Origin of the sequence: Vreelandella glaciei (genome assembly GCF_013415125.1) — a bacterium.
GTDB lineage: Bacteria > Pseudomonadota > Gammaproteobacteria > Pseudomonadales > Halomonadaceae > Vreelandella > Vreelandella glaciei.
The window spans coordinates 32,582-45,561 of record NZ_JACCDE010000018.1; the positions used below are offsets into that span (position 1 = coordinate 32,582).

Here is a 12,980-nt window from a genome sequence, read left to right on the forward strand (position 1 = left end):
ACGTCACCCTTGTTTGGCTGCTTTCTTTTTGGCGTGGTGTGCTTCCCAAGCCGCCATTTGCTCTGGCGTGGCTTCCGGTTGGTAAAGCTCCTTCCACTCGCTGTAAGGCATGCCGTATACATACTCTCGGGCCTCGTCGTAGTTGAGGCTTTCATCCCGCGCTTCAGCGGCGCTAACCAGCCATTTCGATAAGCAATTGCGGCAAAAGTCCGCCAGAATCATCAGGTCGATATTCTGGACATCTTTGTTATCGTCCAGATGCTGAAGCAAGCGCCGAAACGCGGCGGCTTCAAGCTCGGTGCGCGTGGTTGGGTCTAACTGATCAAACGCTGACATAACCGTTCCTCTCATACATGTCTTGGGTTATTTAGTAACTTAAGGTGAAGCATAACAAAAGACACCGCCGGAAGGCGGTGTCGAAAGTCTCAATAAACGTTTATCAGCTGGTTCGAGGCGCCGACGGTTCACTACTACCGCCAGATGACTTTCGAGCCGCCACCTCTTCTTCCGATAGCGTTTGATCCTTGACCTCTTCGTACCACAGGTTGTGATGCTCTTTAGCCCAGGTTTCATCTACATAGCCCGTGGTCATACCCTCTAGCGCGCCTTCGGTACCCAGCGTGCCGATATAGATATGGCCTAAGGAGATGGCGGTGAGTCCTAGCGCACCGACTGCGTGGATAATGTTAGCCCACTGCATGGTGTCGCGCCCCTGATTGAAGTTGGGGAAGTCGAGCACAAAGCCACTGGCAATCACTAAGATACCCACCGTCGCTAAAAGCCAATACCACGCCTTCTCCCCACCGTTGGCAAAGCCTGCATCCACATGCTTTTTGCCAATCATGCCGCCGCCTTTCTTAAACCATACCCAGTCGTGCTTTTTGGGGATGTTGTCTTTGATCAAGCTGACCAGCAGGATCACCAGCAGAATGCCAAAGATCGGCCCCAAGTAGTTATGCAGCACTTTCGTGGCCGCAATCATCCAGGCCCAAACACCATCGCCAAACAGTGGGCGGAATACAAACTTGCCAAATAGCAGCGTCATCCCAGTCAACGCCAGAACGATAAACAACGTTGCTACCGTCCAGTGCAGCGCGCGCTTCATCAGCGTCCAACGCAATAGCAGACGACCCGTGCGCGGCGCCTCAAGCTCCTTACGCCCGACAATGAAGTAGAACAGCGCGATCAGCGCCGCCATGCCAAATACCGCGATCAAACCAAACGGCGATACCCAGCGGTTACGAATCTGCCGCCAGGTTTCACCGCTTGCATTGATCAAGCTGTAGTCACTTTCATAACGCGAGTCACGGTAGTTAGGCCCGGTCTCTCCACTGCGTACCTGACGCCACTGGTCGGCGGTAATGCCGGGGGCGGCAGTGGTCATTTCGCGGTCAGGATCCGCTTGAGCAACGGCCAGTTGCGTGAAGCCGAGGCTTAGCACCAAAGCAAGCGCTACCAACATAAAACGCCAAATGCCCAGGGCGAGCCCTTTACCTGAGCGCGGCACCCCACCGGGTGCCTGTGCAGTCAACAGGTTCATGACACGCCTCCTTACCCTTTATGGGCAGCATCATAGGCTAGGTTGTCGGCACTGGCCTGGGGGTTGTTGGACCAGCCGCCATCTTTATGGCCGCGATGGACAACGCGCTGGCGGAAGATATCAGCCACGTTTTGGGCATCACCGGCAAGCAGCGCTTTGGTAGAGCACATTTCCGCACATAGCGGCAGCTTACCTTCGGCAATACGGTTGGAGCCGTACTTCTCGTACTCCTCTTCTTTGCTTTCGGCCGGGCCGCCCGCGCAGAAGGTGCATTTGTCCATCTTGCCGCGCTCACCAAAGGCATCCTGCTGGGGAAACTGCGGGGCGCCAAACGGGCAGGCGTAGAGGCAGTAGCCACAGCCGATGCAGAGGTCTTTGTCGTGCAGGACGATGCCGTCATCGGTTTTATAGAAGCAGTCGGTGGGGCACACCGCCATGCAGGGGGCGTCGTCACAGTGCATGCAAGCAACGGAGATGGACATTTCATCCGCTTCACCGTCGTTAAGCGTGACCACTCGGCGGCGCTGAATGCCCCACTCGACATCGTTGGCATTTTTACACGCGGTGACGCAGCCGTTGCACTCAATGCAGCGTTCGGCGTCACACATAAATTTCATTTGAGCCATGGTGTTCTCCTCATGCCGGTGCGGGATGGCTCCCGCACCGTCGTGCTGTCAGGTCGGTCGCGTCTTTTTTTCTAGATTCAGGCGCGCTCAATGCGGCAAATGGTGCACTTGGTCTCTTGCATCAGTGTCACCGGGTCGTAGCCGTAGGTGGTGGCGGTATTGGCCGCCTCACCAATGATGTACGGGTCCGACCCATCCGGGTAACGGTCACGCAGGCTCTCGCCCTGGAACATGCCGCCAAAGTGAAACGGCATAAACGCTACGTTACGATCGACGCGAGGAGTGACCAGGGCTTTGACCTTCACACGGCCCCCTTCTGCCCCTTCTACCCAAACATCGTCACCATCTTTGATGCTGAGGTCGTTGGCGTCCGCCGGGTTAATTTCGACAAACATCTCCTGCTGCAGCTCGGCAAGCCACGACATGGAGCGCGTCTCTTCCCCACCCCCTTCGTACTCAACCAGACGCCCGGAGGTGAGAATCATCGGGTACTCGCCGGTGTTGTCGCGATCCTGAATGGTTTTGTACATGGTCGGCAGGCGCATGATCGAGTCGAAGTCGTCCCAAGTCGGGAAGCGTTCAACCAAATCACGACGCGTGGTGTAGAGCGGCTCGCGGTGCTTCGGCACCTGGTCGGGGAAAGTCCAGACCACGGCGCGTGCCTTGGCGTTGCCGTAGGGCGCACAGCCATGCTCAATGGTGACACGCTGGATACCGCCAGAGAGGTCGGTTTTCCAGTTTTTGCCTTCCGCCGCCTGCTTCTCTTCGGCAGTCAGGTCGTCCCACCAGCCTAGATCTTTGAGCAGCTGGTCGTTGAACTCCGGATAGCCGTCGTCGATATCACCACCCACCGGCGCGGAACCTTCCGCTAGAAGGTTGATGCCATCACGCTCAATACCAAAGCGGGCACGGAAGCCCATGCCACCCGCCATCACCGGAATACTGGTGTCGTAAAGATTGGGCGAACCTGGGTGTCCAAACTCTGGGGTACCCCAACATGGCCACGGCAAGCCGTAGTAATCCCCATCCGCCGGGCCACCCTCTGCGCGCAAGTTCTCGAAGCTGAAGGTGTGCCAGTTTTTCTGGTGCTCTTTGAGGCGTTCGGGGCTTTGCCCGGTATAGCCTACCGTCCACATGCCGCGGTTGATTTCACGCAGAATATCGTCGATTAACGGCTCGTCGCCGTTCATTTGATAGTTCTTGACCAGCTCATTACCGAAGCCCAGCTTACGGGCGAACAGGTACATGATTTCGTGGTCAGGCTTGGATTCAAACAGTGGTTCAATCACGCGGTCACGCCACTGAATCGAGCGGTTGGTGGCGGTGACACTGCCGGTAGTTTCGAACTGGGTGGCCGCTGGCAGCAGATACACGCCGTCGCTGCGGTCGTGCATTACGGCGGCAACGGTGGGATAAGGGTCAACGATGACCATCATCTCCAGTTTCTGCATCGCTTTTTGCATTTCCACGCCGCGGGTCTGGGAGTTAACCGCGTGCCCCCAGTAGAACATTGCTTTCAGGGCGGTGCGCTGGGAGATGTTTTCATCATCCTCAAGTACGCCATCGACCCAACGCGACACGGTAATACCGGGGCTGTACATGGGCTTACCATCGGCGTATTCGGTATCGTCATAGCGGCCTTTAAGCCACTCATAGTCGAGATCCCACACCTGCGCCCAGTGCTGCCAGGCACCTTCCGCCAAGCCGTAGTAACCCGGCAAGGAATCACAGCCAAGGCCAAGGTCGGTCGCGCCCTGTACGTTATCGTGGCCGCGCAGGATGTTAGCGCCGCCGCCCGCCACGCCGATATTCCCCAGCGCTAGCTCAAGAATGCAGTAAGCGCGGGTATTGTTGTTGCCGGTAGTGTGCTGGGTGCCGCCCATACACCAGACCACACAGCCCGGCCGGTTGTCGGAGAGGCGTTTGGCGACATCGTACATTTCGGCTTCGGGAACGCCGGTGACTTCTTCGACGACACTGGGCGGAAAGTTGGCGACTTCGGCGCGCACTTCATCCATCCCGTAAACGCGCTGGTTGATGTACTCGTTATCTTCCCAGCCGTTCTCGAAAATGTGCCACAGCAGGCCCCAGATATACGCCACATCAGAGCCAGGACGCAGACGCACGTATTTATTGGCTTTGGCGGCAGTACGGGTAAAGCGCGGGTCGACCACGATGATGTCGCAATTATTGCGCTCTTTGGCGATCAAGAAATGCTGCATCGCCACCGGGTGGGCTTCACTAGGATTAGAACCGATAAACAGCATCGACTTACTGTTATGCATGTCATTGAGCGAGTTGGTCATCGCCCCGTAACCCCAAGTATTCGCCACGCCTGCCACGGTGGTGGAGTGGCAGATACGCGCCTGGTGGTCAGTGTTGTTAGTGCCCCACAGCGAAGCGAGCTTGCGCATCAAGTACGCCTGCTCGTTGTTGAACTTCGCCGAGCCAAGCCAGTAAACGCTGTCCGGGCCATGCTCTTCGCGCAGCTCGAGCAGCTTGTCGCCAATTTCGTTTACGGCGTCTTCCCAGCTCATGCGCTCCCACTCACCGGCCACGAGCTTCATCGGGTACTTGAGGCGCCGCGTGGAGTGACCGTGCTGGCGCAACGAGGCGCCTTTCGCGCAGTGTGCACCACGGTTGATGGGGTGATCAAAAGCGGGTTCTTGCTTGGTCCAAATGCCCTCTTGAACTTCGGCGTAAACGCCACAACCCACTGAACAGTGGGAGCAGATGGTGCGTTTGGTCTCCACCGGCGAGTCCAGCACGGGTGTTTTGTCGGCTGCTTCTGAGCGCTGCATCATGGGCGCACCCATAAAGCCAACGGCGGCCACACCGCCGGTGGCAGCACCGCTGCGTTTGAGGAACTGGCGACGGGAAATACCCAGCCCGGAGGCCTTGGGGGTGTCTGTTTTGCGAGTTAAGCGCATGGCAAATCTCCTGGCATTCCGCCGTCAGTCACGCAGCGAGGCGTAATAAGCACGGACGTGATCAGTCTCACGGTAGTTAACCGTTGGTTTTTCGTTTTTCACCGGGGCAGTGTCAGCCTGTGCCAGAGTGACATGACCGACTGCCGCTGCGGCGCCAGCAGCGGCGGTTCCCAACCCAACGGTCTTCATAAAACGGCGGCGCTCAGGATTGTGTGACGGGTGCATGGGTTTCTCCTCTTGCATGCCTTTATAGCGGGTCTTTTTATGCTGTTTTTTTGATTTTACTGATTTTTTTATGGAGCCTTCGTTAAGGCTCAACAATACGCACCAGCGTATGACCCGCATCAACACTCAAGCGAGCCTCCTCACTCTCCATAAAAGCGCCACCCAACTGCCCCAGCGCTGCATAGAAAGCGGTGTCTACCTGCCCCAGGTCGGCAAAACAGCTGGCCGCCCAAGGGGCTAAATGTTGGCTAAAGAAATAGGCCTGCTCGTGACTAGCTGAGTCAATCAGCATTGCCATCACTTCGCATAGTGCCGCCAAGTGATCTTCTGGGTCACGGGTATGTTCACTACGCACAAAGCCGAGCACCTTCAAATCTTGACGCAGCGCCACCAGCGCCGCTTCCATTAATTCGCCATTGCGGTACCAAGAAGCATACGGCACCACCTCACCCTGAATCACACCGACCAGGAGGCGGAAGTGAGCACGCTGCAGTCCCTCGATGTCGGTCTTCTTGGCGGTGGCTGCCAGCGCATGCCAACACTCGGCCAAACGGCTGCCGTCTTGTTCGATGTCCAGTTCAGCCAACCAATCTAGCAACTCGGCATCTGGAGTCTGGCGTAATAATGTGGCCAATAGCCGGTAAATATCGGCGCGTAGCGCATCCGCTTCTTTAAGCGTGGGCAGTGCATCCGTCATCGGCTTATACCTTCAGTTGCGCGTCGGGATCGCGAATCATGGTTTTCCAGACATCCTTAACGCGGCAGTCTTCACACATTTCCAGACGAATCATCGCTTCGCCAGCAAAGTAGGGGTGGTTGGCCAGCTTCTCTTTAATAGTAGCTACCGTGCTGACAGTAGCAAACGGCTTGCCGCAGTTGATGCATTCAAAGGCTGCTTCTTCGTGACAAATATGGCGCGTTTCGCGAGCCTCCGAGGCCAAGAAGCCGGGCATCAGGGTAATCGCATCTTCGGGGCAGGCTTGTTCACACAAGCCGCACTGCACACAATCCGCCTCAAGGAAACTCAGCGCGGGGGTTTTACCACCTGACTTGAGCGCGGGGGTTGGGCAGTTGCTGACGCAAGCGTGGCACAGCGTACAGGCATCGCGATCCACCTGAATGGCGCCGTAGGCAGCGCCCACCGGCATAGCAACCCGCTCGTCGCTGGGGCTACCCAACTCTGCTAACCGTGCCAGCACGCGGTTCAAGCGTGCCCGCTTTTCGGGCTCAGGTAGACTAAGCGGCGCCTCAGTCAGTGGAGTAAGCGCCGGAAGCGCGTCGCGAGCGGCGTGGTCGGCTACCTCAATCAATGTCACACGAGCGCAATCATGACCCAGCGCGTCCAACAAGGCATGTACCTGGGCGACTTGGTCAGTCAAAAAGGTACTCAAGCGGGCAGGCATATCAGGGTGCAGCTGGATACGCACTTCAGCGGCACCGGCAGCCAAGGCGGTTAGCCACTGGTCGTGGCCTGCGGCTCCCAGCTCTTCTAACGGTGCGTCGATGATATGACCTGCGGGCACTACACCCGCAGCGCGCTCGGCATCTTGTGAGTCATGGGTAATAAAACGCAGCACCGGCACCTGACCACCAGCTTCACGGTAGGCTGCCAGCCAAGCGGATAGGGTGTCTTGCTGGCGGCGCGTTTCCGGTAGACGAAATTCGATAGCGCCCGTAGGGCAAGCGCTGGTGCAGCTGCCTACGCCTTGGCAGAGGAAGGGATCAATCTCAATATGGGACTCAATCCGCCCCTGAATGCTGGAGATGGCATCCGCCGGGCAAACATCCAAACAGCGGGTACAGCCAATGTTACCGCTGGTGGAGTGCGCACACAGATCACTGTTGACTTGGAAATAGCGCGGCTTATCGAATTCGCCCACTAGCCCCACAAAATCGTCGAGAATATCGCTGCGCTGCTCAACGTCCTGCCACTGCAGTACTACATAGCCAGGAGGCGGCAGCTCCCAGCGCAGGGTATGAGAAGTTGGAGCAAGGTCGAGGATTAAGTCAAAGCCGTCGCGCTCAATCAGTGCGCGAGCAATATCCAGCGGCGCATCTTCATCGTCAAGTTGAACGTTAACGTTAAAGGCGCCCAGATAGCCATTGATACGCAGTTGGCTGAGTTGCCCCTGGGTCAGCGTCTGGGTGACCAGCGGTTCGCTAGACCCGAGAGGATCGACAGTGTCGTTTCCTGGGCTGTTCGCGTCAGACTCAGTGACAAGTAGCGTCAGCGATGCCAAGCCGCGCCCCTGTAGAGCGCGAGCGGCAGGATAAACGTCGGCTTCGGTACCTATTAACAGCGCATGACCACGGCTGTGATAGGTCACATTGGCAGGCGTTAGGTTAGCTGGCCACGAGATACGTCGGCGTACCGTTTCCCGAGCCTCGGCATTGCGCTGGTCGTCTATCGACGCCAGTTGGATTCGTTGGTTCATGCGCTCTCACGGTCAGGGAATCATTCTTATTATATTTTTGAGTTATATATTTAACCATTGTGGCATAACAATGCGTTGAAGCTAAGTTCAGCCTATGTGCAATGCTAATATTTGCCAACCTTATTACCGTCAACGCTGCCAACGCTAGCAACTAAATCAATTCTCAACTTATTGATTTCTATAAACTAAGGAATAATTTCATAGTTTGGTATGAGTGTCAGATAAATAATCAGACTGGTCGTCTAGTGAAGTCTCTTTTACAACGTTGTTACTGGGCGTGCAAGGTGCGGCGTGCTCTTCGTCTGCGGCTGTCGATGGCTCACTGGCTGTCACTTCAGCCGGGGACTCGGTGCTGCTTTCATCCACTGGTTTATCAAGCGCCTCTTCCACTTTATGCGTCCAGCGGCGCAGTTTACCGGCGAGATCTGCCGCCATCGGTTTCAACAGCTTATTGTAGTCGGCGTCGTAGTCGTCCAAGCCATCGCGCACGTTGTAGTTACCGGTGGCCCATAGGCGTTTTAATGCTTGTCGGCGTAAAGGGCCGCTAACGCCCGGCGCCATATACGCACTGAAATCGCTGCCTGCTTCCAGCGTGTCAGGGTCTGGCAAGGTGTGGTCGAGACTGCCGGGTTCTGGCTCCTCAGCTGGTGTTGCCAGGGGTTGGTCATTCTCAGCGTTAGGTTGCTCGGCCTCATTATGAAGCACTGCCTCCTGGTCAGCAGATGCCTCATCAACGGGCGTAGTATCTGGTGAAGAGGACGCCGACGCGTCCTCTTCTTTTTGCACATGGCGCTTTAGTCGCGACCAGCGTTCCAGGCGACTCATTACGGCTGCTCCTTGGAGGGCGTGTCTTTGGCGCGCCCAGCCCCTTTGCGTTTTTTCTTGCGCATTTCCATTGGCGCTTCCCCATGGCGTGCCAGATAACTCTCAAGCCAGACCTGAATGGCCATGGGCATCGGTGCTTCGAGCACCTGCTGCTCGCCATCCATCCAACCAGCCGCAACGTCCTGGCTAGCGGTAATCGCATCCGGCTTGGGTGTTTGCCCGGTAAAGCCTGCTCGCACAAACAGTCGCGGAGTAGTCGAAGTTAGATTGAAACGATAGGCAGCACGCTCGGTCATCGACAGCTGCAGGTTAAGGACATTATCACCCTGATCGCCCAGCGTTAGCTCAGCAATGCGCCACTGGGTCAACGTAAAACGCTTCACCTGCTTGGCCTCAGCCACCAAGGTAATACTGATTGGGCGTAAGTTATCGTTCATAATGTTGAATACCCTGAACCTTACATGGATGGCACGTGAAGAAATGACACTCGAAAAAATCGTCGTTAGAAAAACGCACAGATAAGCATAGCGCTTGAATGGGTAGACAAGTAAGCATCCCCAGCGCCATCATCGTCAACCCTGTCGTTTTGCGAGAACTATTTCGCGAGGATTACCATGCCCGCCCTTCAGCCTGCCCTTCAGATAAGCCGAGCCCGCTTACCGGCCACCACCGAGATCAGCATCGTTGATGAATATGGCGATGCGCGTCAGCAGGCCATCGCCGCTGAACGGGCACTCACCGTGTATCTCAACAAACGTGAAATCGTCACGCTGATGACGCTGGGAGATGACCCTGAAGCGCTGGTGGTGGGCTATCTACGCAACCAGGGGCTACTGCGTGCCGCGGCTGATTTAGCCGCCGTGCAGGTCGATTGGGAAGTAGAAGCCGCGGTCGTCATTACACGCCACTTGCCCGAGGATTTAGAGGCGCGCTTAAGCACCCGCACGGTGACAACCGGCTGCGGCCAGGGCACGGTCTTTGGTAAACTGCTCGACCAAACCGCTCTGACGGCGCTTCCCGATACGCAGTTAGCACAGTCCACGCTCTACCAACTGCTGCAAAATCTCAACGCCTATAATGAGACCTACCGCAGCGCGGGCGCCGTTCACGGCTGTGCGCTTTGCCGCCAAACCGAGGTGCTCGATTTTGTTGAAGACGTGGGGCGGCACAACGCGGTGGATACCCTGGCCGGTCGCCAATGGTTGCAACAAGCCGACAGTGCCGATGCCGATATTTTCTATACCACTGGGCGGCTGACGTCCGAAATGGTACTCAAAGTGGCGCAAATGGGCATTAGCGTATTGGTCTCGCGCTCCGGCGTTACCCAAAAAGGCGTGGAGCTGGCTGAACGCTTCGGCGTGCTGCTGATTGCCCGCGCCAAGGGCCGCCACTTTCAGGCGATTAATACTCAGAATCGCTTGGCGCTGGATGCGATACCTAGTCGACCATCCCAGTCCCGTTCATCTAAAGAGGCAAGCTCATGATTCCCACTCACGAACTCACCGGCATGATTCTCGCGGGCGGCGAAGGGCGCAGAATGGGTGGCCGGGATAAAGGGCTTGAGCCGTTCGCGGGCCTGCCATTAGTCGGCCATGTCGTAAAACGCCTTGAAGGCCAAGTAGCCGAGCTGCTGATTAACGCCAACCGCAATGCTGACGCCTACCGCTTCTTCGCCGATCGCGTGATTGCCGATGAAGAAGGCGGCTTTAAAGGCCCACTGATGGGTATTTACAGCGGCCTACGCGCGGCAAAAACGCCTTGGTTACTAGTCGCCCCCTGCGACTCCCCCGCCCTGCCTGACGATCTAGTCGCGCGCATGGTGGCAGGGATTGGCGATCATGATATCGCCGTGGCCTTTGACGGCGAACGGCTGCACCCGGTTGTTGCTCTACTGCGCACGTCGCTAGCGGATGATTTGGCCGCCACGCTTGCCGAAGGCGAACGCAAGATTGACCGCTGGTACGCCCGCCATGCGTGGTGCAAGGTCGATATGTCGGACTGTCCCGATGCGTTTGCCAATCTTAATACCGAAGAAGAGAAGCTGCGTTTGGAAAGTCTGCTGGCAGCTGCCTCAGGGAAGGTGTCGACATGACGCTTTCGTGCTTTGACCTTGGTGAGCAGATGCTTAGCGTGGATGAAGCGCGCCAAGCACTCGCCACCTTGATTGAACGCCCGCTGGACAGCGAACAGATTCCGCTGGCGCAGGCTCACGGCCGCCGGTTGGCCACAGCCATTCAGGCCCCCATTAATGTGCCGCAAAATACCAATGCTGCCATGGATGGCGTAGCGCTCGCCTTGGCTAAAGAAGGTGTTGGGGCCAAGCAAACCCTTTGGCCGCTGGCCGGTGAGGTATTGGCCGGGCAGTATCGCAGCGAATTAGTACCTGCCGGTCACTGCGTGCGCATCACCACCGGCGCGCCCTTGCCGCCTGGCACCGATACCGTGGTAATGAGTGAACAGCTGCGCGAACCGTTAGATGATAAGCCTGCGCATGTGATCATTGAGTCGCCCGAGCTTCTCAAACACGGCCAGCATGTCCGCCAGACCGGTGAAGATATTGCCACTGGCGACACGGCGCTACCAGCGGGAGCAAGGCTCGATGCCGCCTCGCTGGGGCTTTTGGCGTCACTGGGTTATGCCGAGATCAGCGTGAGTCAGCGCCCAAAGGTAGCGATTTTTTCCACCGGCAATGAAGTCACGGCGCCTGGTGAGCCGCTGCCCCAGGCAGGCATTTATGATGCCAATCGCTTCACCCTGATGGGCTTGCTTGCCGAACACGGCGCCGACGTCATTGACCTGGGCATTCTGCCAGACGATTTAAACGCTATTAAAACGGCCCTTGAAGACGCTGCAGAGCAGAGCGATTTGGTGATCACCAGCGGCGGCGTTTCCGTTGGCCAGGCTGACTTTACCCGCGACGCCCTGGAACAGTTGGGCCGTTTAGCCTTCTGGCGCGTAGCGCTGCGACCTGGCCGCCCCATGGCCTGCGGCTGGCTGGGTGAGAAGCGCACGCCGTTTGTTGGCTTGCCCGGCAATCCGGTAGCGGTCATGGTAACCTTCCTACAGTTTGTTTCGCCGCTGCTAGATCGGCTTAATGGGCAGCCATTGGCACCACCACACCGTCTTTATGCCGTTACCGAAAGTCTCTTAAAAAGCCGCTTGAAGCGTACTGACTTTATTCGCGGCGTTTACCATACTGATAGCGAAGGACGGTTACTCGTGCGCAGTACCGGCGCCCAGGGTTCGGGCATTTTGACCTCAATGGTGGCTGCTAACTGTTTGATTGAGCTTGCCGATGACCAGGCAGTCGCGCAACCGGGCGAGGTAGTCAGCATACAACCACTTACGGGATGGCTATGACCGAGCAACGACACGCTAATCCACAGCGATCTGCCCAGCCAGACACTGACCAGCAACTGATCGACGACTTTGGTCGGCGCATTAGCTATGTGCGTATCTCGGTCACCGATCGCTGCGACTTTCGCTGCGTGTACTGCATGAGCGAGGAGATGACGTTCCTGCCCCGCGCCCAGGTACTCACGCTGGAAGAGCTGGCAATGGTCGCCCGCGCCTTTACCGAACTCGGCGTGGAAAAAATTCGCCTGACCGGTGGTGAGCCGCTGGTGCGCCGTGATATCACCCAGTTGGTCGACGAAATCGGCGCGATGCCAGGCCTTAACGATTTCACCATGACCACCAATGGTGCGAGCTTACGCAAACACGCCAAGCAGCTTTACGCCGGCGGTTTACGACGGCTAAATATCAGCCTGGATTCGCTGGATGCCGAACGCTTCAAGCAACTCACCCGCACCGGTGATTTAGCCAAAGTCATCGACGGTATTCATGCCGCTCAGGAAGCAGGCTTTAAGCGTATCAAGCTTAACGCGGTGATCTTGAAGGGGCGTAATGACGACGAAGTCATCGATCTGGTCACTTTTGCCCGCCGGGAAGGCCTCGATATTAGCTTTATCGAAGAGATGCCGCTGGGCGATGTTTCCGATCATTCGCGGGCGGAAACCTTCTACTCCAGCGATGACGTTCAGACGCTGATTGAATCACGCTACCCGCTGATCCCCACGACCGAAACCACCCCAGGGCCCTCGCGCTACTTCCGGATGGCCGATAGCGACAGTCGGGTGGGGTTCATCTCACCGCATAGCCACAACTTTTGCGATACCTGTAACCGGGTGCGCGTGACCGTGGAAGGCCGCCTGCTGCTTTGTTTAGGCAACGAACACTCGGTGGATCTGCGTGCCGTGCTGCGCCGCCACCCCGGCAATATGCAGGCACTGAAAGAGGCGATTATCAATGCCCTGCCGCTAAAGCCTGAGCGCCACCACTTCACCACCGATGGCGATGTTCAGGTAGTACGCTTTATGAATATGACAGGGGGGTAGGC

13 protein-coding genes are annotated in these 12,980 nt (G+C 57.1%); 4 read left to right on the forward strand and 9 right to left on the reverse strand.

Annotation, left to right across the window (positions count from 1 at the left end; all coding sequences use genetic code 11):
- Window positions 1-3: 3 nt before the first annotated feature.
- From HZS80_RS13025 to HZS80_RS13065, 9 genes are all read right to left on the reverse strand, one after another.
- Window positions 4-336: a DUF1244 domain-containing protein gene (locus HZS80_RS13025; protein WP_007112728.1), complete on the reverse strand. Its 333-nt coding sequence runs from the start codon at window positions 334-336 to the stop codon at window positions 4-6.
- Between the two features lie 103 nt (window positions 337-439).
- Window positions 440-1,540: a formate dehydrogenase subunit gamma gene (locus HZS80_RS13030; RefSeq protein ID WP_035561149.1), complete on the reverse strand. Its 1,101-nt coding sequence runs from the start codon at window positions 1,538-1,540 to the stop codon at window positions 440-442.
- An 11-nt stretch (window positions 1,541-1,551) separates the two neighbouring features.
- Window positions 1,552-2,166, reverse strand: coding sequence for a formate dehydrogenase FDH3 subunit beta (gene fdh3B / locus HZS80_RS13035; protein ID WP_179916322.1), 615 nt, complete (start codon window positions 2,164-2,166; stop codon window positions 1,552-1,554).
- A gap of 77 nt (window positions 2,167-2,243) precedes the next feature.
- Complete coding sequence (locus tag HZS80_RS13040) at window positions 2,244-5,096, reverse strand: molybdopterin-dependent oxidoreductase (RefSeq protein WP_179916323.1); 2,853 nt, start codon at window positions 5,094-5,096, stop codon at window positions 2,244-2,246.
- Window positions 5,097-5,120: 24 nt separating this feature from the next.
- Window positions 5,121-5,321 carry a twin-arginine translocation signal domain-containing protein gene (locus HZS80_RS13045; protein WP_052703719.1) on the reverse strand — a complete coding sequence of 67 codons (201 nt, stop codon included), beginning with the start codon at window positions 5,319-5,321 and terminating at the stop codon, window positions 5,121-5,123.
- Window positions 5,322-5,403: 82 nt separating this feature from the next.
- Window positions 5,404-6,018: a TorD/DmsD family molecular chaperone gene (locus tag HZS80_RS13050; protein WP_035561143.1), complete on the reverse strand. Its 615-nt coding sequence runs from the start codon at window positions 6,016-6,018 to the stop codon at window positions 5,404-5,406.
- A 4-nt stretch (window positions 6,019-6,022) separates the two neighbouring features.
- A complete protein-coding gene (locus HZS80_RS13055) occupies window positions 6,023-7,756 on the reverse strand; it encodes a 4Fe-4S dicluster domain-containing protein (RefSeq protein ID WP_179916324.1) in 1,734 nt (577 codons plus the stop codon).
- Between the two features lie 198 nt (window positions 7,757-7,954).
- On the reverse strand, window positions 7,955-8,581 hold the full coding sequence (locus HZS80_RS13060) for a DUF3306 domain-containing protein (RefSeq protein ID WP_035561135.1): 627 nt from the start codon (window positions 8,579-8,581) through the stop codon (window positions 7,955-7,957).
- Window positions 8,581-9,018, reverse strand: coding sequence for a DUF3305 domain-containing protein (locus HZS80_RS13065; protein WP_035561132.1), 438 nt, complete (start codon window positions 9,016-9,018; stop codon window positions 8,581-8,583). The genes HZS80_RS13060 and HZS80_RS13065 overlap by 1 nt, the downstream gene beginning before the upstream one ends.
- A gap of 177 nt (window positions 9,019-9,195) precedes the next feature.
- Between HZS80_RS13065 and HZS80_RS13070 the strand changes: the two genes are divergently transcribed.
- Genes HZS80_RS13070 through moaA form a run of 4 tightly spaced genes read left to right on the forward strand, consistent with a single transcriptional unit; the run spans window position 9,196 to window position 12,978 of the window.
- On the forward strand, window positions 9,196-10,065 hold the full coding sequence (locus HZS80_RS13070) for a formate dehydrogenase accessory sulfurtransferase FdhD (RefSeq protein ID WP_035561129.1): 870 nt from the start codon (window positions 9,196-9,198) through the stop codon (window positions 10,063-10,065).
- Window positions 10,062-10,673: a molybdenum cofactor guanylyltransferase MobA gene (gene mobA / locus HZS80_RS13075; RefSeq protein WP_008959347.1), complete on the forward strand. Its 612-nt coding sequence runs from the start codon at window positions 10,062-10,064 to the stop codon at window positions 10,671-10,673. Before HZS80_RS13070 ends, mobA begins: the two co-directional genes overlap by 4 nt.
- Complete coding sequence (moeA, locus tag HZS80_RS13080; protein WP_179916325.1) at window positions 10,670-11,941, forward strand: molybdopterin molybdotransferase MoeA; 1,272 nt, start codon at window positions 10,670-10,672, stop codon at window positions 11,939-11,941. Before mobA ends, moeA begins: the two co-directional genes overlap by 4 nt.
- Window positions 11,938-12,978, forward strand: a complete 1,041-nt coding sequence (gene moaA, locus HZS80_RS13085; protein ID WP_045812066.1) for a GTP 3',8-cyclase MoaA — start codon at window positions 11,938-11,940, stop codon at window positions 12,976-12,978. Before moeA ends, moaA begins: the two co-directional genes overlap by 4 nt.
- Window positions 12,979-12,980 lie beyond the last annotated feature (2 nt).